The following is a 20498-nucleotide window of genomic DNA, read 5'->3' on the forward strand; positions in this document are numbered from 1 at the left end:
ACATGAGATTCGACCATTCCGTCACGATCCAGGCACCGGCCGAGCAGGTCTGGGCGGTGTTCAGCGATGTCGAGCGGTGGCCCGAGTGGACACCGACGGTCGAGAGCGTGGAGCGGCTCGACGAGGGGCGCATCCGCCCAGGGGCGCGGACGCGGATCCGGCAGCCGAAGCTTCCGGTGGCGGTGTGGGAGGTGACGGAGCTCGTCGAGGGGCAATACTTCGAGTGGGTGTCGAAGGCCCCCGGTATCAAGACGACGGGTGGTCACCGCGTGGTCAGTACGCCGGAGGGCACGGTCGCGACCGCTACGATCATTCAGGAGGGGCCGCTCGGCTGGCTGTTCGGCCGGTTGTACGCCGGGCTGACGCGCCGCTACATCGCCACCGAGACCGAGAAGCTGAAGGAACTCGCGGAGCGATGAGCCGGGAAACCTTGCTCGGGGACGCGGTCGAGTACTTCGCGAAGAACGGGATCGGCGATGCCAGCCTGCGCGGTATCGCGGCCGGTCTTGGGACCAGTCATCGGATGCTGATCTACCACTTCAAATCTCGCGAGGGGTTGCTGGCAGAGGTGGTCCGGACGGTCGAGCAGCAGCAACGCGACCTGCTCGAGGAGCTGACGGGACTGCCGGTCGCCGAACAGTCGGAGCAGTTCTGGCGAAAGGTGACCGAGGCAACGTTGATCTACGGGCCCTTGTTCTTCGAGCTTTCCGCGCACGCGATGCGCGACAAGCCACACACAGCGGAGCTCAAGGCGGACCTGATCAACGTCTGGCTGCCGCCATTGGTTGCCCTATGCATCAAAGCGGGCATCCCAGCGGACCAAGCGCCACGCTATGCCCGACTCGGGTTGGCGGCCTCTCGCGGACTCCTCTTCGACCTCCTGCTGACCGGCGACAGGACAGGCGTCGACGAGGCGTCCGCGCTGCTCAACCGGTTGTTCAGCCTGCCTCGGTAGGCGACTCGATCCAGCCCGCGACGATCGGCAGCCGCGACTCCCGCAGTACTGCTGTGAAGGCAAAAGGACGATCCAGTACGACGTCCAGCCGTCGCGACTGGCTAGTCGCCATCGCGGCCCGCGTCATCGCGATCGACGTCACGGCCGCGGCCTCGAACCCGGTCGCGAAGAACCGCGCGAGCACCTCCTGCTTGGCCTGCCCGATCGCCAGCGGCATCGGGCTGATCGCACTGAAATGACCGCGGACCCCAGGGTTCGAGGCCACGGCCGACAGCCCGAACAACTCCGCAGACGCCAACAGGTCATGCGATGCCGAGACCTCGAACGACGGAAGCGACAACCGCACATCCGGCCGCCCACTCGTCGTCTTCCCGATCCGCACCCCAGGCGCAACCTCATCGGCCCCCTCGATCAGCCGACTACCCGGTACGCCGTCGCCCGGCCGGGCCGCCGCGTCCAGGAGCCCGCCGACGACATCCCCGGTTCCAAGACCGAGCAGTACGTCGACATCCGCGTCGCCGCGAACCGTGATCACGGTCAGATCGTCGTACCGGCGTACGGAGTCGAGGTCATGGTCGGTTCGCTCGAGCCAGCGCCAGGAACCGGCCCACTCGCCCTTGAGGCGCTTGACCTGCTCGGTGAACGGGCGGACCCAGGTCGTTCGCAGGCAGAGCGCGGAAGCGAGGACGAGCATCACGTCGGGGTCGATGTCGACCGGCATCTCGCGGATCAGCCCGTCGGTGTGCTCGGTCGCCCACGCATCGAGCTTCGGCTTGTCCACGTCGGGCCGGCCGGTCAGCATCCCGACCACGGGAGCCGGTACGACCTCGCCGAAGGACTCGGCGAGTTTTAGTTGCTCGCTCACCCAGACGCCGAGCGCCGCGTGGAGATCCGCGGACTCGTCGAGCGCCTCGATCAGCTGCACGGCGAGCCGCGAGCCGTCACCAGCGGCCACCTCGGCAGCGGCGGCGAGCTCAGCGCGGCCGGGTTCGTCGGCGGCGGTGGCGAGGATCGCCAGCAACGGCCACAGGCCGAGCCCGGACACGACCGTGTTCCCCGGCTCCAGGCTCCGAACCCAGCGGCCGGTCAGGTCGTTCACTGCACGCACGACGTCGGCATCCATGCTCCCCAGCCTGCCACGCCCGAACCTGGACGCCATCACAACTGGCCCCGCCGGCGCCCCTCCCCGCGGGGAACCGCGCCAGGACGGCAAATGTGATGGCCCTGGGGTCCGCGCTCATCACGAGTATTTCCCGAAATGACGCTGATTTTCATTTCAAGGGCGCGCTGAGTCCTCGTTCGAACGCGCTCCGTTGTGTCAGGATTCCGCCCATGAGCGCCCCCGCCGACCTCGCCGAAAAGGCCGAGAAGCCGCCGAAAGAACCGGGTGGATCGTCGATCGCCTTCACCGCGACGCTGGTCCTGCTGGTGGGTCTGGCCCTGTTCGGGCGCCGGATCTTCGCCGGCGTCTTCACCGACGAGGGAGTCCGCACCTGGGCGACCATGTTCGTCGGGGTGACCGTGCAGGCGCTGCCGTTCCTGGTGCTCGGCGTGCTCCTGTCGGCGGCGCTGACCGCGTTCATCCCGGCGTCGTTCTTCGCGAAGGCGCTGCCCAAGCACCCGGCCCTCGCCGTACCGGTGGCGAGCGCGTCCGGGGTCATCCTGCCGGGCTGTGAGTGCGCCTCGGTGCCGGTGTCGGCCGCGCTGATGGCCCGCGGGGTCACGCCGGCCGCGGCGATCGCGTTCCTGCTGTCGGCTCCGGCGATCAACCCGGTTGTCCTGGCGTCGACCGCGGTCGCGTTCCCCGGGCAGCCGAAGGTGGTGGTGGCCCGCGCGGTCACCTCGCTCGCGGTCTCGATGATCCTCGGCTGGCTGTGGCTGCTGACCGGCAAGGGCGGCTCCTGGCTGAAGATGCCGAAGAACCGGCACGCCGAGGGCACCGCGAAGTTCGAGGTGTTCCGCTCGTCGATGCTGCACGACTTCCTGCACGCGGGCGGCTTCCTGGTGGTCGGCGCCGCCGCGGCCGCCACGCTGAACGTCGTCGTACCGCGCTCCTGGCTCGACAACGTGGCCAGCAACCTCCTGCTGTCCGTGCTCGTTCTCGGACTCCTCGCCGTACTGCTGGCGATCTGCTCGGAGGCGGACGCGTTCGTCGCCGCGAGCCTGACCCAGTTCTCGCTGACCGCGCGCCTCGCGTTCATGGTGGTCGGCCCGATCGTGGACGTGAAGCTGATTGCTCTGCAGGCCGGAACGTTCGGTCCGAAGTTCGCCGTCCGGTTCGCGCCGGCCACGTTCGTGGTCGCCGTACTGGCCAGTCTCGGAGTGGGGTGGTGGTTGCTGTGAAGCGCAATGTAGCCGGACTGGTGATCGTGTTCGTCGGGGCCGCGGTGGTCCAGCTCGCGGTGTCGAACACCTATCTGCGATACGTGAAGCCCGGGATGCGGTGGATGCTGCTCGCGGCCGGACTGATCCTGATCGCGCTCGCGGTGGCCGACGTCCTGATGGACACCCGCAAGAAGAAGCCCGAGGACGAGCATGAGCATGACGACGGGCACGGCCACCACGGCCTCCCGCGGGCCGCTTGGCTGCTGCTGATCCCGATCTTCGCCCTGCTGGTCGTCGACCCGCCCGCGCTCGGTGCCGCGGCGGCTCAGCGCCAGTCACCGGTGGCTTCGAAGCCGATCCAGCCGAAGAGCAACTCCTGGCTGGCGGACAACCCGCAAGGCGGCCCGGTCACCCTCGCGGTCCGCGACTACTCCGTCTGGGCGGTGTGGGAGAAGGAGAGCATGAAGGGTCGTTCCTTCTCGCTCACCGGCTTCGTGACCCCGGCCAAGAACGGCAGCTGGTACGTGACCCGGATGGGCCTGACCTGCTGCGTCGCCGACGCCACGGCGTTCATGGTCGAGGCCCGCGGCCAGGCCGCGCCACCGAAGAACCAGTGGGTCACCGTCACCGGCGAGTGGGCCGAACCGAGCAAGCGCGTCGACGGTGACGTCGCCGCCCTCACGGTCGACTCGGTCAAGTCGGTCGCCGCCCCTGCGAACCCCTACGAGTAGCGCCCTCACACATTCGCGGTGCTGTGCGTTCCATGGGCATGAAGCGCACAGTTGAGCCCAAGGTTCTCTACTTCGGTACGCCGGTCGTCCTGGTCAGCACGCGGAATCCGGACGGCTCCACCAACCTCGCCCCGATGTCGTCAGCCTGGTGGCTCGGCTACTACGCCATGCTCGGGATGGGCACGAGCTCGCAGACGGTCAAGAACCTCGTCGACCGCCCCGAGGTCGCCCTCAACCTGGTCGACCCGGCCATGGTCGCCGCCCTGGACCGGATCGCCCTGCTCACCGGCTCGGAGGAGATGTCGGATTCGAAGCGCGCCCGCGGCTACCGCTTCGAGCCGGACAAGTTCGCCGCCGCCGGACTCACCCGTACGGCGGGTGCCGTGACCGGACTCGACATGGTCGAGGAAAGCCCGATCACGCTCGAGGGCCGGATCGAGGCGATCCACTCGATCGGCGGCCCTTCGGAACACCTCTGTGCACTCTCGATGAAGGTCGAGCAGGTGCAGGTCCGCGACGACCTGCTGATGAGCAACGACCGCTACATCGACCCACTCCGCTGGGACCCGCTGATCATGAAGTTCACCGAGTACTTCGCTGGTGGAGCTCCGGCGTACGAATCGTCGCTGGCTCGGGGATGGCAGATGCCGCCCCTGAACGTCGGATGACCGTGCAGGCCATTCCGCCGATGATCAGTACGGCGGCGATCGCCTGCTGCCCGCCGACCGCCTCACCGCGCAACGCCCAGGCGGCCGCCATCCCGACAACCGGTACCAGGAGCGAGAACGGCGCCACTGTGCTGGCGTCGTACTGGCGCAGCAGGTAGCCCCACACGCCGAACCCGAAGAGGGTGGCGACCACAGCCAGGTAGGCCAGCGCGCCGACCCCGGTGAGCTCGATCCCCCGGATCGCATCGAGGTCGGCTCGCGGCCCTTCCGTGAGCAGCGACAACAAGGTCAGCGGTACGACGGCGACCGCGCTGACCCAGACCATGAATCGCAGCGTGTCCGGCGGCTTCGCGTACCGGGTGATGGTGTTGGAAACGCCCCAGCATGCCCCGGCGAGGATCACCAGCGCGAGAGCGCCGAGCGGTGCGGACAGACCGCGGTCGAGCATGATCAGCAGCATCCCGCCACAGGCGATCACGATCCCGGCGATCTGGGCCGGCCGCGGCCGCTCCCGCAGTACCGTGATCGCGAACAGCACGGTGAAAATCACCTGGCATTGCAGCACCAGCGACGCGAGTCCGGCCGGAACTCCGCGATCCATGGCCAGGAACAGCAGCCCGAACTTCGCGACGCCGAGCGCCAGCCCGACCCCGATCACATAACGCCAGGCGACCCGCGGCCGGCCGAGAAAGAAGATTGCCGGAACGGCGGCCAAAAAGAATCGCAGGGCCGAGAACAGCAGCGGCGGGAAATCCTCCAGGCCGACCTCGATCACCACGAAGTTCACGCCCCAGGCGATCACGACGGCGAGCGCCAGGAGCAGGTCACGAGGTTTCATACAGCCAGTCTGGTTCGGGATTAGACTTAAGCACCAGCACCGATTGCTACCGCTGTCTCTGTAGGAGTGCTACATGATCGATCTCGGCCGGCTACGAGCCCTGTACGCCGTCGCGCAGCACGGCTCGGTGAATCGCGCGGCCGAGGCGCTCGGTTACACGCCGTCCGCGGTATCGCAGCAGCTGGCCAAGCTCGAGCGTGAGACGCGGACCACCCTGGTCGAGCGGCAGGGGCGTGGGATCGCATTGACGGATGCGGCACTGCAGCTCGCGGCCACCGCGGCCCGCGTGCTGGAACTGGTCGAGGACGCCGAACTGACGCTGGAAGAACAACGCGGTCAGGCGATCGGGACACTGCGGATCGCGGCCTTCCCGACCGCCGCCCGCGGCTTGCTACCGACGGCGCTGAGCCGACTGATCGTCGATCACCCGGAGCTCGACGTACGGGTGAACGAGATCGACCCGTTCGAGGCCGTTGCCTCGGTCAACCGCGGTGACGCGCAACTCGCGGTGGTGCACGACTGGCACAACACCCCGCTCGCGCTGCCCGAGGGTCTGTCGCGGGTCAAGCTCGGGTCCGATCCGGCCGACGTACTGGTGCCGGCCTCGCATCGCCTGGCAGGTAAGGAGTTTGTCCGCGCCGAGGATCTGGTCGGCGAGCGCTGGATCTGCCAGGTCCCGGGGTCGATCTGCCACGAGTGGCTGGTGCGGACGATGCGCCGGGCCGGGGTCGAGCCCGATGTCGCCTATTCAGTGGCTGAATACCAGACCCAGTTGGCGATACTTGCCCGCGGCATCGGGATCGGCCTGCTCCCCCGGCTGGGCCGAGGACCCGTGCCGGACGGAGTGGTCGCCGTACCGCTGCATCCCGTGCCGAGCCGGCGGGTCTATGCCGTCTGGCGGACCGTCACGTCGCGGCGGCCGGCGCTGGTGGTCACGCTGTCGGCGCTCAAGAAAGCATGGCCCGAGCGAACTACCGCGTGATTACTTTGCGCGACCCGTTGACAACACTCAGCGCCGAGATTAAGTTCCTCTCAATTATCAGGAAACTTTCCTAATAGTCGGATAACTACCTCCCCGCCCTGATGTCATTGGAGGCAGTCGATGATGCGCTACATCATGGCCGGCGCTCTGCTCGTGGCAAGCGCTCTGGTCCCCGCCATCCCGGCGACCGCTGCACCGGCAGCGGACACCCCAGTATCGCGGAACGGCCAGCTGCATGTCTGCGGCCTGAAGCTGTGCAATCAGAACAACCAGCCGGTCCAGCTCCGCGGGATGAGCACGCACGGCATCCAGTGGTACTCGAGTTGTATCAAGACCGCGTCCCTCGACGCGCTGGCCTTCGACTGGAAGGCCGACATCCTGCGCATCTCGATGTACGTCGCCGCCCAGGAGGACGGCTACGAGACGAACCCGCGCAAGTTCACCGACATGGTGCACGGCTACATCGAAGAGGCCACCAAGCGCGGCATGTACGCCCTCGTCGACTGGCACCAGCTCGACCCGGGCGACCCGAACATCTACACCGCCAAGGCCAAGACGTTCTTCGCCGAGATCGCGGAACGTCACAAGAACAAGAACAACATCATCTACGACATCGCCAACGAGCCGAACGGCGTCAGCTGGGCGAAGGTGAAGTCCTATGCCGAGCAGGTCATTCCGACCATCCGGGCCAAGGACTCCGACAGCGTGATCTTCGTCGGCACCCACGCCTGGTCGTCGCTCGGCGTCTCCGAGGACCGCACCGAGGCCGATGTCGTCAACAACCAGATCAACGCGACGAACATCATGTACACGTTCCACTTCTACGCCGCGTCGCACCACGAGGACAACTTCAATGCCCTGTCCCGTGCGTCCACCAAGATCCCGTTGTTCGTCACCGAGTTCGGCACCCAGAACTACGAGGGTGAAGGCGCCAACGACTTCACCTGGTCGAAGAAGTACCTGGACTTCCTGAAGAGCAAGCAGATCGGGTGGACCAACTGGAACTTCTCCGACGACGAACGCAGCGGCGCCGTCTTCAAGGAAGGCACCTGCGCCGGGAACAGCTTCACCGGTACGTCGAAGTTGAAGGAAGCCGGTGTGTGGATCCGCGCACGGGTGATCGACCGCAATCTCTAAGCAACAAAACCCCGCCCCCACTGAGGAGGAACCCCTCCATGATTCGCTCCCTCCTGGCCGGTGCGCTGCTGACCGCAGCCGCTCTGGTCCCGACCACCGCCCCCGCGACCGCCGCTCCGGCAGCAGACACCCCGGTTTCCCGGAACGGTCAGCTGCACGTCTGTGGCGTCAAGCTGTGCAACCAGAACAACCAGCCCGTCCAGCTCCGCGGCATGAGCACGCACGGCATCCAGTGGTACGCCAACTGCATCAAGACCGCGTCGCTCGACGCGCTGGCCTATGACTGGAAGGCCGACATCCTGCGCATCTCGATGTACGTGCAGGAAGGCGGGTACGAAACCAACCCGCGCAAGTTCACCGACATGGTGCATGGCTACATCGAGGAGGCCACCAAGCGCGGCATGTACGCGCTCGTCGACTGGCACCAACTCGACCCCGGTGACCCGAACGCCAACCTATCCAAGGCCACGACGTTCTTCACTGAGATCGCCGACCGGCACAAGGGCAAGAACAACATCATCTACGACATCGCCAACGAGCCCAACGGCGTCAGCTGGGCCGGCATCAAGTCGTACGCCGAGCAGATGGTGCCGGTGATCCGGGCCAAGGACGCCGACGGCGTGATCTTCGTCGGTACCCACGGCTGGGCCTCGCTCGGGGTCTCCGACGGCCGCACCGAGGCCGACGTCGTGAACAACCCGGTCCGGGCGACGAACCTGATGTACACGTTCCACTTCTACGCCGCGTCGCACAAGCAGGAGTATCTGGACGCCTTGACCCGGGCGTCGAGCAAGATCCCGATCTTCGTCACCGAGTTCGGCACCCAGACCTACACCGGTGACGGCGGCAACGACTTCACCTGGTCGCAGAAGTACCTGGACTTCCTGAACAGCCGGCAGATCGGCTGGACGAACTGGAACTTCTCCGACGACTTCCGGTCCGGCGCCGTCTTCAAACAAGGCACCTGCGCCGGGAGCAACTTCACCGGTACGTCGGTCCTGAAGCCGGCCGGCGTGTGGATCCGCGAACGGATCCGGAACCGCTAGCTGAATACCTGCTCGCGTGAGCTCTGCCCCGGGCTCACGCGAGCTCCAGCCGGCCGCACCGCCCCGCGGCCGGCTGGGACCTTCGCGGTCACCAGCGCCTCCAGCTTGGCCTCGGTTTCCGCGTCGGCGGCGGTGTAGACGTTCATCCGGGACTGGTTCGCCTGCGACAGCCACATGATCGCCGGATCCACCCGCAACAGCCCTGCCTCGGGATGATCGAGGATCTTGACCTGAGCGCTCGGCGCAGCGACGTCGTACCGCTCCCACATCGCAGCGAACTTCGGCGACCGGGCCAGCAGCCCCTGGGTCAGCTCCTGCCAGGACGGCTCATTGAGATGGTTGGCCAGCGCTGCGCGGTAGGCGGCGACCATGTGCAGGCTGGTGGTCTCCGCATCGACGAACATGCAGTACCAATCGTCGGAGACGAAACTCAGCCAGAGCATGTTGCGCTCCTCGACCGGGATCTGCCGCAGGTCCAGCACCACCTGGCAGTAGGCGTCGTTGAACGCGAGGATGTCGTACCGCTCGTTCATCACGATTGCCGGGTACGGCGAGACTGCGTCGAGCGTCTTCTGAATCGACGGCGGTAGCAGCGTGGACTCCGGCGCCGGACCGAACCGAAGTCCCGCCAGCGTGTAGAGGTGGTTGCGCTCCAGCCGGTCCAGCCGCAGCGTCCCCGCGATCGCCTCCAGGACCTGCGCGGACACGTTGATGTCGCGACCCTGCTCGAGCCAGGTGTACCAGGTCACCCCGACCCCGGCGAGCAGCGCAACCTCCTCGCGCCGCAATCCCGGCGTACGGCGTCTCTGTCCCGGAGCGAACCCGACTTCTTCGGGCTGGATCCGCTCGCGCCGGGTGCGCAGGAACACGCCAAGCTCTCGTCTCCGTGCATCCGTCATGGTCTTATGGTGCACGGCCGCACAACCTGGTGCCAGGTGGTGTCAGTACCAGGATAAGCAGGCTCTCACCACCAGGATCCAGCCGCGCGCAACCTGGTACCCATGACTGACCAGCTCACCGCCACCCGACCGCCGGCGACCTCGCTGGCACCGGCGGCGCTCACCTCACTGCTCTTCGGCTCCCTGCTGCCGATGCTCTCGTTCTTCATGATCAACGTCTCGCTGCCCGCGATCGGTACCGACCTGCACGCCAGCGCCGGTGAGCTCCAGCTCATCGTCGGCGCCTACGGCATCGCAGTCGCCACCCTCTTGGTAGTCGCCGGCCGCCTCGGCGACGGCTTCGGCCGCCGCCGGCTGCTCCTGGGCGGCCTCACCGGGTTCGTCGTAGCGTCCGTGATCTGTGCCATCGCCCCGTCGGTCTCGGTCCTGCTGATCGCTCGAATCATCCAAGGCGCCTCGGCCGCCGCCGTCACCCCGCAGGTGCTGGCGTCAATCACCAGCCTGATGACCGGCGAGCACCGCGCCCGCGGAATGGCCCTTTTCGGCGTCGCCAACGGCATCTCCGCCGCACTCGGTCAGATCCTCGGCGGCGTCCTGGTCGACGCGAACCCCTTCGGACTCGGCTGGCGCTCAGTCTTCGTCGTCCTCGCCCTAGGCGGCCTGCTGGCCCTGATCGCCATCGCAGCATCCGTCCCCGACACCAAGGCCGCTGAAGCACACCGAGTCGACCTAGTCGGCGCTGCGCTACTAGCAGTCACCCTGGTACTCCTCCTGCTCCCCCTCACCGAGGGCCGCGCCCTCCACTGGCCACTCTGGACGTGGATCAGCCTGGCAGCCGTCGTACCGGCTGTGGGTTTGTTAGCCCTGCACCAGCGCCACGCCGAGCGAGTTGGCCACGCTCCCCTGATTCCGCCTTCGGTCCTTAAGCACCGCGCGATGCGCATCGGTCTCGTGATGGCCGTAGGCTTCTTCACCAGCTTCGGCGGCTTCATGTTCGCCTTCGCCCTAGCCACCCAGGCAGGCGCCCACATGACCGCCCTAGAAGGCGGCCTAAGCCTGCTCCCCCTAGCCATCGGCTTCCTGATCACCTGCATCTGGGGCCCAGCCCTCCAACGCCGGTACGGCGTCGCCATGGTCGTCACCGGCTGGATCATCCAAGCAGGCGGCTACGTCCTACTCGCAGTAGCCGCCCTAGCCCTCTGGCCCGACGTAACAGTCCTGAAGCTCGCCCTCCCCATGCTCGTCATCGGCTTCGGCGGCGGCTTCGTCATGATCCCCCTGATCGGCGTAGTAGTCAGCCAAGTCCCACCAGCCCAAGCAGGCCTAGGCAGCGGCATCCTCCTCACCAGCCAACAAACCTGCCTAGCCCTAGGCGCCGCCACCGTAGGAACCGTCTTCCTCTCCCTAGCCACCACCTGGGACTTCGGCACCGCCCTAGCCACAATCTCCCTAGCCCTAGCCGCCATAGCCATCCTCATGGCCCCCATCACCAACCAACTCCGCACCACCCGCGCCTAGCCCCCACCTTGAGCACCGTTCAGTCGTCCACCCGCCCCATTCGCGGTCGATGGGCGCTCAAGGTAGCGCCCCCCACCGACCTTGGGCACGGATTGACCATGACGAGGGTGTCGCCGGGACATTCACCGTGACGCGCAAGGAGTGCCGACCCCGGTACGAGAGGGGCGGCTGCACCACCTATGGCGATTTCGTCAGCAACGACGGCACCATCCGGCGCGCGAACTTCTCGTTCGAGAACAACCCTGGCCCCGCCGGCACTCGAGTACCCGGCCAGTACATGCGGGACGATCCCTCGATGATCTATGCACAGGGGTCAGGCCTGTGGAAGTTCGATGTGGCGAGCGGTCTCGCGATGATCGGCTATCTCGGGTATCGCTTGTGGCGGTTGGTATGGCGGCGTCCGGCTACCAGTGGGACGGACGAGTGAGGGCTGCTGGGAGTTTGGTTTGGGTGTTGCCCTGGGCTGCGTTGAGTTGGGACTGGGTTAGGAAGAGGGTGTTGGTTAGGTCGGCGCCTGAGAGGTTGGTGTCTCGGAGGTCGGCGCCGATGAGGTCTGCGCCGCGGAGGTTGGCGTTGGTGAGGTCGGCGGCGATCAGGTAGGCGCCGCGGAGGTTGGCGTTCTGCAGGTCGGCGTTGCGGAGGCGTTTGCCGATCAGATCGGCGCCTCGACGTTCCTTCGACTTGGGTTGTTTGCCGCGAACGAGCTTGCTGGTCTTCAGCAGCAGCTCGTTGACGACAGCGCGTTCCGCCATCACATCCACGGTGGTGAGGTCCGTCGTACGGCTCACCTTCTCGACGCGCGCGAGCGCCGTACGGAGGTCAGCATGAAGGGGCGCGGTTCCCTTGTAGGTAAGGGCTTCCGTCAAGTACCACAGCAGCTCATGCAGCTGGCGGAGGATGGGGAGGGCAGCGAACATGTCGGCGCCCGGCTGCTCCCGCCAGCTCTTCCCAGCGCGCCGCGAGATCTCCTGCCCAGCCCCGAAGCAGTCATAAACCGTGCAGCCCTGGAAACCCTTGGGCCGCAACTCAGTATGAATCCGACACCGGAAACCGTCGTCGAGATTACGACAGGCCTCGCCTGCCGGCTTGTCGATGGCGAAGTCGGCGGACTTGCTGAACGTCAGCGCGACACAGCAGAGGCCGAAGCAGCTACCGCAGTCGGCGCGGAGCTCAGTTGTTGTCGGCAACCGTCTGGCCGGTACGGCGCCAGCGGATGCCGGCCTCGACGAAGTCGTCGATCTCACCGTCGAAGACGCCGGTCGTGTTCCCGGACTCGAACAGCGTCCGCAGGTCCTTCACCATCTGGTACGGGTGCAGGACATAGGACCGCATCTGGTCGCCCCACGAGCCCTGCACGTCACCACGCAGCGAGTCCAGGTGCGCCCGCTCCTCGGCCTTCTTCAGCGCGAGCAGCTTGGCCTTCAGGATGACCATGGCCGAAGCCTTGTTCTGCAGCTGGGACTTCTCGTTCTGACACGAGACCACGGTTCCGGTCGGGATGTGCGTGAGCCGGACCGCGGAGTCGGTCGTGTTGACGCTCTGACCACCCGGGCCGGACGACCGGTACACGTCGACCCGGATCTCTTCGTCCGGTACGTCGATCTCGTCGGTCTGCTCCAGCACCGGAACCACCTCGACCGCGGCGAACGACGTCTGCCGCCGGCCCTGGTTGTCGAACGGCGAGATCCGGACCAGCCGGTGCGTCCCGGACTCCACGCTCAACGTGCCATACGCATACGGCGCCTTGACCGCGAAGGTGGTCGACTTGAGCCCGGCCTCTTCGGCGTACGACGTGTCGTAGACCTCGGTCGCGTAGCCGTGCCGCTCGGCCCAGCGCAGGTACATCCGCTGCAGCATCTCGGCGAAGTCCGCGGCATCGACGCCACCGGCGCCGGAGCGGATCGTCACGAGGGCCTCGCGCTCGTCGTACTCACCCGAGAGCAGCGTGCGGACCTCGAGGGACTGGATCGCCTTGGCGACCGAGCCGAGCTCCTTCTCCGCCTCGGCGATGCTGTCCGGGTCGTTCTCCTCGCGGGCGAGCTCGATCAGGACACCGAGGTCTTCCACCCGCGACCGGAGACCGGTGACGCGCTCCACATCGGCCTGCAGGCTGGACAGCCGGGACGTCACCTTCTGCGCGTTCGCCTGGTCGTCCCACAGGTCCGGCGCGGCCACCGCCTCGCCGAGCTCGGCGATCTCCGCGCGCAGGGCAGGGAGATCGAGCACCTTCTCGATCGAGGTCAGCGTCGCGTCGAGCTGCTTGAGCTCAGCGTCAAAATCCAGTCCAGCCACAACCATGCAGCGTACCCGCTAACCCCGGGTGGCCGTTAAACCGTTTCTAAGGATCCCAAACACCTCAGCCACTAGTTGCTCCAACTGCTGCTGCGTCTGCACGAGCTCCTCGGCCGTTGCCTCCTCGGGCAGGATCCGCATCAGCTCAGCCTCCAACGTGTTCTGAGCAGCGGCGTACTGCGCGGCGAGCAAGTGATTGCGCAGCCGGTCGTCCGATCGGTCGTCGAGCGCTCGGGCCAGGAACCTCACCAGCTCATCGGAGTACAGCCGACGTCGCGCGAGCAGTGACGGGCTCATCTCGATCGTCCGGACGAACTGCTTCCAGGTCGCCAGATGCCCGACCTCGAGCCGCTCCCGGGTCGAGGCCAGGTAATGCGCCTCGAGCACATCGAGTGGATCGTCGGTGGATTCGTGCACCGCGCGCGCCGGGCCGACCCACCAACCCTCCTCGTCGAAGAGCAGGTCCTCCTTCGTCGGGAAGTGGTTGAACACCGTCTGTACGGCGACGTCCGCGGCCCGGGCGACCTCCGCCACGGTCACCGCATCGAACCCACGCTCGAGGAACAGCTCGGTCGCGACCTTCGAGATCGCCGCCTTCGTCTGCTGTTTCTTGCGTTCCCGCCGCCCGAGCTCCATTGGACAACGGTAGAGCATCCTGATTTACTGAACCCAATCTTGTAGCGACTACATCTTTGGAGTTCATCCAATGACTATTCTTGTCACCGGCGGTCGCGGCGCGATCGCCCGCGCCGTCGCCACCGGCCTGATCGACGCCGGCCAGGACATCCGGATCGCCAGCCGCGAGCCCGCCGACCTCGGCCCGGCCGCCGTCGCCTACGACCCCGCCGACCCGGCACCCGCCCTCGAAGGCGTCAGCCAGGTCTTCCTGTACTCCGACCCGGAGTCCGCACCGGCCTTCGTGGCCGCTGCCGACGCCGCCGGGGTCAAACAGGTCGTCCTGCTCTCCTCGCTATCCGCGGCCGGCGGCCCCGAAGACCCGCATGCGAAGACCGAGCACGTCATCTCCTCCGGTGGCTACGCGACCACCCGGATGCAACCCGGCGCCTTCATGAGCAACGCCAAGTTCTGGGCCTACCAGGCACGCGCGACCGGCCAGATCCGGCTTCCCTACCTCGACGCCGAAGAGGCGCCGATCCACGAGCAGGACATCGCAGACGCCGTACTGCGGGTTTTGCTCGACGGACCGGGGAACGGTCACGACGACCGGGGCTACCCACTCACCGGTCCCGTCTCGATGACCCGGCGACACCAGATCGCCCTGGTCACCGAGGCCACCGGCGTACCGATCGAGGCCGTCGACCTCACCCCCGACCAGGCCCGAGCCGAGATGCAGATGCGCGATGAGGGCCAGCGCGAGACCCTCCTGGCCTACTGGGCCTCGCGCGTCGGCGTACCGCAGCCGGTCGAGCCGGGTGTCGAACTACTGACCGGCCACACGGCTCGTACCTTCACCACCTGGTTGGCGGACCACCCAGGTCTGTTCGGCTAACGACCCTGGAGGGACTTGACGTTGTCGCCGAAGGTCCAGTTCTTCGAACCGTCCCAGTTGATCGACCAGGTCATCAGGCCCTTGAGCTGGCCGTTGAAGCTGTTCCAGGACTGGGAGACGAGGGACGGTGACATGTAGCCTCCGCCGGCGCCGCTCTGGGCGGGTAGTCCGGGGACCTGCTTGTCGTAGGGGACCCGGATGGTGACGCCCTGGATCACCAGACCGTTGTTGAGACACGTGGTCTGGGCGACGAAGCCTTGCACGGTCCCGGCGGAGTACGAGTCGCCCGAGCAGCCGTACATGCTGCCGTTGTAGTACTGCATGTTCAGCCACCACAGCCGGCCGTTGTCGGCGTACTTCTTGATGATCGGGAGGTAGGAACCCCAGATCGAGCCATAGGTGACGCTGCCGCCGGTCACGTACGCCGTTTCCGGTGCCATCGTCAGCCCGAAGTTCGACGGCATCTGCGCCAGCACGCCGTCGATGATCCGGATCAGGTTCGCCTGTGAGGTGGAGAGCTGGTTGATATTGCCGCTACCGGTCAGGCCGGTCTCGATGTCGATGTCGATCCCGTCGAAGTTGTACTGCTTCAGGATCGGTACGACCGTCGCCACGAACCGGTCGGCGACAGTGGACGAGCTGAGGTCGATTCCGGCGGTGGCCCCACCGATCGAGAGCAGGATGGTCTGACCGGCTGCCTTCGCGGCGCACATCTCGGCCGGGGTGGCGACCTTCACGGTCGCGTCCATCCCGTCCTCCCACTTCACCGTCCCGTCAGAAAGGATCACCGGGAAGGCTGCGTTGATCACGTTGTAGCCGTGCTGACCGATGCGCGAGTCGGTGATCGGAGTCCAGCCGAAGGGCGGGTGGACGCCGTTCGAGGAGCCGTCCCAGTTCTCCCAGTAGCCGTGCAGGACCTTGCCGGCCGGCCGCGACTTCACCGCGCAGGTCGCGCCAGGCGGCGGGGTCGGTGGCGTCGTCGGCGGATCGGTGGGCGGTGTGCTGTCACAGGCACCGAGGTCGAGCCAGAGCGATGGCGCGGCGACTGGGTTCCAGCCGGAGCCGGGTGGCGCGGTGTGCGCGGACCGGGCTTGGTAGGTCCGGCTCTGGTAGCTGACCTTGGCACCCGCCGCGTAGGCAACCCCCTCAGCCCAAGCGGGCGCCGTGCAGGCTGCTTGCACGGACGACTCACCGGCCTGAGCCACCAGAGCGACCGATCCGAACAGGAGCCCAGCTGCGATAGCACTCACGACAACAACGCCAACCCGTCGTTTCATGGCGACTCCCGTCCAGATATGTAGCGACCTTTCGTTTACCGTAGGGCGCTACTCCCTTGGACCGCCACGACATGTCGGAAACCCGCCACGGAGGTTTACGGGAGGATCGAATCGACGTACCCGCCGTCCACACGCAGCGCTCCGCCGGTGGTCGCCGAGGCCTGGTCCGAGCTCAGGTAGACGACCAGGTTGCCGATCTCCTGCGGCTCGATCAGCCGCTGGATCAGGGAGTACGGGCGGTGCTCCTTCATGAACTGCCGCTGCGCGTCCTCCCACTCCTGATCGTCACCAACCAACTCATGCACGAAGTCCTCGACCCCGGGTGTGTGCGTCGGGCCCGCGATCACCGAGTTCACCGTCACGCCAGTGCCGGCCGCGGCCTTCGCGTAGCCGCGGGTCACCGCCAGCAGCGCTGTCTTCGTCACGCCGTAATGCACCATCTCGACCGGCGTCACGACGGCCGAGTCGCTGGCGATGTTGAGCACCCGCCCGAATCCACGCTCGGTCATCCCCGGCAGGTACAGCCGGATCAGCCGGATCGCCGACAGCACGTTCACCTCGAAGTACCGCCGCCACTCGTCGTCATCGACCTCGAGCACCGGCTTCGCCCCGAAGATCCCGAGGTTGTTCACCAGGATGTCCAGCTCCGGGACGACCGCCCGCAACTGCTCAGCACCTTCACCCGACGCCAGATCCGCCGCAACCGCAGTCACATCAGCACCCGGTACGGCGTTCCGCACCTGCTCGGCCGCAGTCTCGGTCTTGTCGGCGGTCCGCCCATTCACCACCACTGCCGCTCCGGCCCGCGCCAGTTCGGTCGCAATCGCCAGCCCGATCCCCTGACTCGATCCGGAAACCAGTGCCCGTCGCCCGCTCAGCTCGATCTGCATTCACCCATGGTGCCCACGCCGTACCGCCGAGATGCGAAAGACAGTGCCGAGCGATGTCAAGAAGCCGTGACCGGCTCCGACCGAGGGGTGAGCACACACCCTGAGGAGAGCATCATGCGCAAGGTCATCTACTGGGTCCACACCTCGGTCGACGGGTTCGTGGACGGCCCGAACGGCGAGTTCGACTGGCCGATCATGGGTCCGGAGCTGTCGGCGTACTCGGAGGGCCTCGACCAGCGGGTCGACACTCTCCTGTTCGGCCGGCCCGTCTGGGAGATGATGGTCGGCTTCTGGCCGACCGCCGAGTCGATCACCGACGATCCGCACGTGGCGAAGTTCGCGCCGTTCTGGCGGTCTACGCCGAAGATCGTCTTCTCGAACACCTACCAGGGCGACGAGTGGACGAGCCAGGTCATCAGCGGCAACCTTGCGGCAGAGGTCCAAGCGCTCAAGGCAGCGCCCGGCGCCGACCTGCTCCTGACCGGCGGCGCTGCACTTGCCGGGGCTCTGGCCGAGCTGGACCTCATCGACGAGTTCCACATCGCGGTCCACCCGGTGGTGCTCGGCGGCGGGCGTCGGCTCTTCGCCACGCCCGACCAACGACGCAACCTCCGCCTGGTCGACTCCGTGGTGCTCGACGGCCAGGTCGCCGTGTCGCACTACCAGCCCATCAGCCAGTCTGCGTGAAGGGATCTCATGACAATGACAACCTCCACAGTCAACCGCAGCCCTCGGCTCGCGCTGGCCTTGCTCGCGTTGCCCTCGTTGCTGATCGCGATCGACATCAGCGTGCTCGGCGTGGCACTGCCCAGGATGTCCGCCGACCTACGGCCGTCGCCGGCGGAGCTGCTGTGGATGAACGACATCTACGGATTCATGGTTGGCGGCACGATGATCACGATGGGCGCGGTCGGTGACCGGATCGGGCGGCGTCGGCTGATCGTGATCTGTGCTGCCGTGTTCGCCGTAGCCTCGGCCGTCGCGGCGTTCTCGACCGCCCCGTGGATGATCATCGTGACCCGTGCGGTGATGGGGCTGGCCGGTGCGGCGATCATGCCGGCCTCGATGGCGCTGATCGGGCAGATCTTCCCGGACCCGAAGGCCCAGGTCTCGGCGATGGGTGCCTACATGACGTGCTTCCTCGGCGGGATGGCGGTGGCGCCGCTGATCGGCGGCGTGATGCTGCAGTACTGGTGGTGGGGTTCGGTGTTCCTGCTCGGCGTACCGGTGATGGTGGTGACACTGCTGGCCGCGCCCCGACTGCTCCCGGAATCGCAGCCCCAGCCCGGCACCCGGCTGGATCTGCGCAGTGCCGCCCTGTGCCTGGTGTCGATCCTCAGTCTCGTCGCCGCACTCAAGTGGGCGGTCAATGGCACTGAGCTGTGGAAGATCGTCGGTCTGGGCATCGTCGGTCTCGTTCTCGGCGCTGTGTTCGTCCGCCGGCAGCACACTCTCGAACATCCGTTGGTCGATCTGTCCTTGCTTCGGCGGCCCGGCGTGACCCGAGCGATGTGGGTGCTGTTCCTGACCGCGCTCCTGATGGGCGGGACGTCGATCTTCGCCAGCTTCTACCTGCAGTCTGCCCATGGCCTGTCACCGTTGACCGCGACGCTGTGGACGATCCCGTCGATCATCGCGATGATCGTCGCCTCGAACCTCGGCCCCTGGCTCGGTCGCCGGTACCAGCCGAAGCACGTCGTACTGGGCGGTCTGGTGCTGATGGCTGTCGGCTTCGTGCCGTTCGCGCTGCTTCCGCTGGGCCGATCCGGTCTGTTCGCGGTGGCCTGTGGCGGCATCCTGACCACCGCCGGGATCGGGGCCGCGTTCCCGTTCCTGATGAACGACATCATCTCGCACGCGCCGCCGGAGCGAGCCGGTTCGGCAGCATCGCTGGCGCAGACCGCCAACGAGATCGGGATCGCGACCGGCCTGGTGATCCTCGGCAGTCTCGCGACGGTCGTCTATCGCGCCCGGCTGTCCGCCACCGCCGGCACTGCGAAGGGCACCTGGGTCGACGGCTTCGAACAGACCGACAGCGTTCTCTTCAGGCAGGTCAAGAGCGCCTTCGTCGACGGCTACCACGCCGTGGGCCTGGCCGCCGTCGCCACCATGATCCTCGTGCTCGCTCTCTACCTGATGCCATCGCGCCGAGACACGGTGCGGGATTGAGCCACGCAGGGTCAGCGGATCGGTACGACGGCTGACGCCTCGGTGGCGATGTCCGCGGCACCTGGGAAGCCGGGTGGCTGGAAGGGCAGGTCGACCGATGACGTCAGTTGGACGGTGACCGTCGTACCGGTGACGTCGGCTGACCAGTCGAGTCCGTCGAAACGGTTGCTTGCAGCAACTTGATCCAGATACTCGGCGGTCAGTCGGCGAGCCTGGTCGGGATCGAGCTCGGCGTTGCCGTCGGCTGCGGGCTGGGCGTAGATCGCGGCCAGCCCGTTGGCTGCGGCCAGTACGGCGCCGTCGGCTGTGGCGTCGAGGTCGCGCCGAACCAGGAAGACCTTGGAGATGTCGGTGACGACCACGATCATCAGCAGGATGACGAAGGTGAAGCCAATGATGAGCACGGTCATCTGGCCTTGGTCGTCACGCGATCGGCGACTCATCCGTCGCCCTTCGCCTCGCGATAGTCGCCGTACGGCTCGGTGTGCGCGGAGCTGATCTGAATCGCGGGTGGCTCGCCGCCGAGCGCGTCGGGGATCAACGGCAGCCGGACGCTCGTGTTCAGCGTGACAGTGACCGTCGAACCGGGTTGCAGGCAAGCCGGGTTGCAACTGATCGTGAGCTGGTCCGAGGTCAGCTCCATGCCTTGGTCCTTCATCGCCAAACGGGCCGCCTCGAAAGCACGAGCACGAGCCTCGTCCTCCGACAGCCCATCCGGCACGATAATGAACGCCCGCCCGGCCGCACGGGTCGCCGCGGTCGCGCCGTACGAGGCCCGCTGGACGTCGAAGACGCCGAGCATCACGTAGATCAACGGAACCATCAGCAGGAGCGCGAGCCAGGAGAACTCGACGACTGCACTGCCACGCTCGTCCCGCTGTTTCATTCGCCGGTCTCCTTGACCGCATGCCCGGCGACGCTGAAGTCCACCGACGGGCCCCACAGCCCGAGCGCCGGCATATGCGCCCGTACGACGACCTCGACACCCGGCTGCCCGTCGATATCAGTCGCACTCGCGTCAACGGAGTCGACCAGGCGATCGTTAACAACGCCGCTAATCAGCTCGCGCGTCCGCGCCTGACCGTCGGCCGGTGTCCGGTTCAGCACTGCCGCGTAATGGGCGCCCTCCGAAGCCGCAGCCGTCACGGTGTTGCGCACGTACAGATAGAGGCCGACCTGGAGGATGCCGAGGAACAACGGCACCACCAGCATCGAGACCAGCACAAAGTCCACGACCGCAGACCCACGGTCGCCCCTTCGC

24 protein-coding genes are annotated in these 20498 nt (G+C 66.7%); 13 read left to right on the plus strand and 11 right to left on the minus strand.

Going from position 1 to position 20498, the window contains the following annotated elements:
* The first annotated feature begins 2 nt into the window (after nt 1-2).
* The gene (locus tag ACFTSF_RS19920) at nt 3-419 is read left to right on the plus strand and encodes an SRPBCC family protein (protein WP_380155134.1); all 417 of its coding nucleotides are present in this window, start codon (nt 3-5) and stop codon (nt 417-419) included.
* Nucleotides 416-955: a TetR/AcrR family transcriptional regulator gene (locus tag ACFTSF_RS19925; RefSeq protein ID WP_380155135.1), complete on the plus strand. Its 540-nt coding sequence runs from the start codon at nt 416-418 to the stop codon at nt 953-955. Before ACFTSF_RS19920 ends, ACFTSF_RS19925 begins: the two co-directional genes overlap by 4 nt.
* Here the strand turns inward: ACFTSF_RS19925 and ACFTSF_RS19930 are convergent.
* Nucleotides 939-2078: a serpin family protein gene (locus ACFTSF_RS19930; protein ID WP_380155136.1), complete on the minus strand. Its 1140-nt coding sequence runs from the start codon at nt 2076-2078 to the stop codon at nt 939-941. The two genes, ACFTSF_RS19925 and ACFTSF_RS19930, sit on opposite strands and share 17 nt — an antisense overlap.
* A gap of 209 nt (nt 2079-2287) precedes the next feature.
* Here ACFTSF_RS19930 and ACFTSF_RS19935 point away from each other — a divergent pair, with 209 nt between their 5' ends.
* The 3 genes from ACFTSF_RS19935 to ACFTSF_RS19945 are packed head-to-tail and all read left to right on the plus strand — an operon-like array spanning nt 2288 to nt 4679.
* A complete protein-coding gene (locus tag ACFTSF_RS19935; protein ID WP_380155137.1) occupies nt 2288-3298 on the plus strand; it encodes a permease in 1011 nt (336 codons plus the stop codon).
* A complete protein-coding gene (locus ACFTSF_RS19940) occupies nt 3295-4011 on the plus strand; it encodes a TIGR03943 family putative permease subunit (protein WP_380155138.1) in 717 nt (238 codons plus the stop codon). The genes ACFTSF_RS19935 and ACFTSF_RS19940 overlap by 4 nt, the downstream gene beginning before the upstream one ends.
* 38 nt (nt 4012-4049) lie before the next feature.
* Nucleotides 4050-4679 carry a flavin reductase family protein gene (locus ACFTSF_RS19945; RefSeq protein WP_380155139.1) on the plus strand — a complete coding sequence of 210 codons (630 nt, stop codon included), beginning with the start codon at nt 4050-4052 and terminating at the stop codon, nt 4677-4679.
* On the opposite strand, the gene ACFTSF_RS19950 is transcribed toward ACFTSF_RS19945, so the two are convergent.
* Nucleotides 4594-5517 (minus strand): EamA family transporter, encoded by a 924-nt coding sequence (locus ACFTSF_RS19950; RefSeq protein WP_380155140.1) that lies wholly within the window; start codon nt 5515-5517, stop codon nt 4594-4596. The genes ACFTSF_RS19945 and ACFTSF_RS19950 overlap by 86 nt on opposite strands.
* Nucleotides 5518-5590: 73 nt before the next feature.
* Here ACFTSF_RS19950 and ACFTSF_RS19955 point away from each other — a divergent pair, with 73 nt between their 5' ends.
* The 3 genes from ACFTSF_RS19955 (at nt 5591) to ACFTSF_RS19965 (ending at nt 8682) form a co-directional block, all read left to right on the plus strand.
* Nucleotides 5591-6499, plus strand: coding sequence for a LysR family transcriptional regulator (locus tag ACFTSF_RS19955; RefSeq protein WP_380155141.1), 909 nt, complete (start codon nt 5591-5593; stop codon nt 6497-6499).
* A 120-nt stretch (nt 6500-6619) separates the two neighbouring features.
* Nucleotides 6620-7636 (plus strand): glycoside hydrolase family 5 protein, encoded by a 1017-nt coding sequence (locus ACFTSF_RS19960; RefSeq protein ID WP_344158026.1) that lies wholly within the window; start codon nt 6620-6622, stop codon nt 7634-7636.
* Between the two features lie 38 nt (nt 7637-7674).
* A complete protein-coding gene (locus ACFTSF_RS19965; RefSeq protein WP_380155142.1) occupies nt 7675-8682 on the plus strand; it encodes a glycoside hydrolase family 5 protein in 1008 nt (335 codons plus the stop codon).
* Here the strand turns inward: ACFTSF_RS19965 and ACFTSF_RS19970 are convergent.
* Complete coding sequence (locus ACFTSF_RS19970; RefSeq protein ID WP_380155143.1) at nt 8679-9581, minus strand: helix-turn-helix transcriptional regulator; 903 nt, start codon at nt 9579-9581, stop codon at nt 8679-8681. The genes ACFTSF_RS19965 and ACFTSF_RS19970 overlap by 4 nt on opposite strands.
* Nucleotides 9582-9683: 102 nt before the next feature.
* Between ACFTSF_RS19970 and ACFTSF_RS19975 the strand changes: the two genes are divergently transcribed.
* Entirely contained in the window at nt 9684-11099 is a 1416-nt protein-coding gene (locus ACFTSF_RS19975) for an MFS transporter (RefSeq protein WP_380155144.1), read from the plus strand.
* Nucleotides 11100-11226: 127 nt separating this feature from the next.
* A complete protein-coding gene (locus tag ACFTSF_RS19980; RefSeq protein ID WP_380155145.1) occupies nt 11227-11526 on the plus strand; it encodes a hypothetical protein in 300 nt (99 codons plus the stop codon).
* On the opposite strand, the gene ACFTSF_RS19985 is transcribed toward ACFTSF_RS19980, so the two are convergent.
* The 3 genes from ACFTSF_RS19985 to ACFTSF_RS19995 are packed head-to-tail and all read right to left on the minus strand — an operon-like array spanning nt 11504 to nt 14027.
* On the minus strand, nt 11504-12286 hold the full coding sequence (locus tag ACFTSF_RS19985) for a pentapeptide repeat-containing protein (protein ID WP_380155146.1): 783 nt from the start codon (nt 12284-12286) through the stop codon (nt 11504-11506). The two genes, ACFTSF_RS19980 and ACFTSF_RS19985, sit on opposite strands and share 23 nt — an antisense overlap.
* Nucleotides 12270-13391 carry a peptide chain release factor 2 gene (prfB, locus tag ACFTSF_RS19990; RefSeq protein ID WP_344158011.1) on the minus strand — a complete coding sequence of 374 codons (1122 nt, stop codon included), beginning with the start codon at nt 13389-13391 and terminating at the stop codon, nt 12270-12272. Before prfB ends, ACFTSF_RS19985 begins: the two co-directional genes overlap by 17 nt.
* Nucleotides 13392-13409: 18 nt before the next feature.
* Nucleotides 13410-14027 carry a TetR/AcrR family transcriptional regulator gene (locus tag ACFTSF_RS19995; RefSeq protein ID WP_380155147.1) on the minus strand — a complete coding sequence of 206 codons (618 nt, stop codon included), beginning with the start codon at nt 14025-14027 and terminating at the stop codon, nt 13410-13412.
* A 70-nt stretch (nt 14028-14097) separates the two neighbouring features.
* Here ACFTSF_RS19995 and ACFTSF_RS20000 point away from each other — a divergent pair, with 70 nt between their 5' ends.
* Nucleotides 14098-14901: an NAD(P)-binding domain-containing protein gene (locus ACFTSF_RS20000; protein WP_380155148.1), complete on the plus strand. Its 804-nt coding sequence runs from the start codon at nt 14098-14100 to the stop codon at nt 14899-14901.
* On the opposite strand, the gene ACFTSF_RS20005 is transcribed toward ACFTSF_RS20000, so the two are convergent.
* Both ACFTSF_RS20005 and ACFTSF_RS20010 read right to left on the minus strand, forming a co-directional pair.
* Nucleotides 14898-16178 (minus strand): glycosyl hydrolase family 18 protein, encoded by a 1281-nt coding sequence (locus ACFTSF_RS20005; RefSeq protein WP_380155149.1) that lies wholly within the window; start codon nt 16176-16178, stop codon nt 14898-14900. The two genes, ACFTSF_RS20000 and ACFTSF_RS20005, sit on opposite strands and share 4 nt — an antisense overlap.
* A 95-nt stretch (nt 16179-16273) precedes the next feature.
* A complete protein-coding gene (locus ACFTSF_RS20010) occupies nt 16274-17068 on the minus strand; it encodes an SDR family NAD(P)-dependent oxidoreductase (RefSeq protein ID WP_380155150.1) in 795 nt (264 codons plus the stop codon).
* A 114-nt stretch (nt 17069-17182) separates the two neighbouring features.
* Between ACFTSF_RS20010 and ACFTSF_RS20015 the strand changes: the two genes are divergently transcribed.
* Nucleotides 17183-17755, plus strand: coding sequence for a dihydrofolate reductase family protein (locus tag ACFTSF_RS20015; protein WP_380155151.1), 573 nt, complete (start codon nt 17183-17185; stop codon nt 17753-17755).
* Between the two features lie 15 nt (nt 17756-17770).
* On the plus strand, nt 17771-19237 hold the full coding sequence (locus ACFTSF_RS20020; protein ID WP_380155152.1) for an MFS transporter: 1467 nt from the start codon (nt 17771-17773) through the stop codon (nt 19235-19237).
* Nucleotides 19238-19248: 11 nt separating this feature from the next.
* On the opposite strand, the gene ACFTSF_RS20025 is transcribed toward ACFTSF_RS20020, so the two are convergent.
* The 3 genes from ACFTSF_RS20025 to ACFTSF_RS20035 are packed head-to-tail and all read right to left on the minus strand — an operon-like array spanning nt 19249 to nt 20470.
* Nucleotides 19249-19680, minus strand: a complete 432-nt coding sequence (locus ACFTSF_RS20025) for a Tad domain-containing protein (RefSeq protein WP_344157992.1) — start codon at nt 19678-19680, stop codon at nt 19249-19251.
* Entirely contained in the window at nt 19677-20123 is a 447-nt protein-coding gene (locus ACFTSF_RS20030) for a hypothetical protein (protein WP_344157989.1), read from the minus strand. Before ACFTSF_RS20030 ends, ACFTSF_RS20025 begins: the two co-directional genes overlap by 4 nt.
* Nucleotides 20120-20470 (minus strand): TadE family protein, encoded by a 351-nt coding sequence (locus ACFTSF_RS20035; RefSeq protein ID WP_344157986.1) that lies wholly within the window; start codon nt 20468-20470, stop codon nt 20120-20122. Before ACFTSF_RS20035 ends, ACFTSF_RS20030 begins: the two co-directional genes overlap by 4 nt.
* Nucleotides 20471-20498 lie beyond the last annotated feature (28 nt).

It is taken from the genome of Kribbella sp. NPDC056951 (genome assembly GCF_042674205.1).
In the GTDB taxonomy this organism is placed as follows: Bacteria; Actinomycetota; Actinomycetes; order Propionibacteriales; family Kribbellaceae; genus Kribbella; species Kribbella yunnanensis.

Coding starts and splice junctions, on each gene's coding strand:
- ACFTSF_RS19920 (WP_380155134.1), top strand. CDS start 3: ATGAGATTCGACCATTCCGTCACGATCCAGGCACCGGCCGAGCAGGTC.
- ACFTSF_RS19925 (WP_380155135.1), top strand. CDS start 416: ATGAGCCGGGAAACCTTGCTCGGGGACGCGGTCGAGTACTTCGCGAAG.
- ACFTSF_RS19930 (WP_380155136.1), bottom strand. CDS start 2,078: ATGGATGCCGACGTCGTGCGTGCAGTGAACGACCTGACCGGCCGCTGG.
- ACFTSF_RS19935 (WP_380155137.1), top strand. CDS start 2,288: ATGAGCGCCCCCGCCGACCTCGCCGAAAAGGCCGAGAAGCCGCCGAAA.
- ACFTSF_RS19945 (WP_380155139.1), top strand. CDS start 4,050: ATGAAGCGCACAGTTGAGCCCAAGGTTCTCTACTTCGGTACGCCGGTC.
- ACFTSF_RS19950 (WP_380155140.1), bottom strand. CDS start 5,517: ATGAAACCTCGTGACCTGCTCCTGGCGCTCGCCGTCGTGATCGCCTGG.
- ACFTSF_RS19955 (WP_380155141.1), top strand. CDS start 5,591: ATGATCGATCTCGGCCGGCTACGAGCCCTGTACGCCGTCGCGCAGCAC.
- ACFTSF_RS19960 (WP_344158026.1), top strand. CDS start 6,620: ATGATGCGCTACATCATGGCCGGCGCTCTGCTCGTGGCAAGCGCTCTG.
- ACFTSF_RS19965 (WP_380155142.1), top strand. CDS start 7,675: ATGATTCGCTCCCTCCTGGCCGGTGCGCTGCTGACCGCAGCCGCTCTG.
- ACFTSF_RS19970 (WP_380155143.1), bottom strand. CDS start 9,581: ATGACGGATGCACGGAGACGAGAGCTTGGCGTGTTCCTGCGCACCCGG.
- ACFTSF_RS19975 (WP_380155144.1), top strand. CDS start 9,684: ATGACTGACCAGCTCACCGCCACCCGACCGCCGGCGACCTCGCTGGCA.
- ACFTSF_RS19995 (WP_380155147.1), bottom strand. CDS start 14,027: ATGGAGCTCGGGCGGCGGGAACGCAAGAAACAGCAGACGAAGGCGGCG.
- ACFTSF_RS20000 (WP_380155148.1), top strand. CDS start 14,098: ATGACTATTCTTGTCACCGGCGGTCGCGGCGCGATCGCCCGCGCCGTC.
- ACFTSF_RS20005 (WP_380155149.1), bottom strand. CDS start 16,178: ATGAAACGACGGGTTGGCGTTGTTGTCGTGAGTGCTATCGCAGCTGGG.
- ACFTSF_RS20010 (WP_380155150.1), bottom strand. CDS start 17,068: ATGCAGATCGAGCTGAGCGGGCGACGGGCACTGGTTTCCGGATCGAGT.
- ACFTSF_RS20015 (WP_380155151.1), top strand. CDS start 17,183: ATGCGCAAGGTCATCTACTGGGTCCACACCTCGGTCGACGGGTTCGTG.
- ACFTSF_RS20020 (WP_380155152.1), top strand. CDS start 17,771: ATGACAACCTCCACAGTCAACCGCAGCCCTCGGCTCGCGCTGGCCTTG.
- ACFTSF_RS20025 (WP_344157992.1), bottom strand. CDS start 19,680: ATGAGTCGCCGATCGCGTGACGACCAAGGCCAGATGACCGTGCTCATC.
- ACFTSF_RS20030 (WP_344157989.1), bottom strand. CDS start 20,123: ATGAAACAGCGGGACGAGCGTGGCAGTGCAGTCGTCGAGTTCTCCTGG.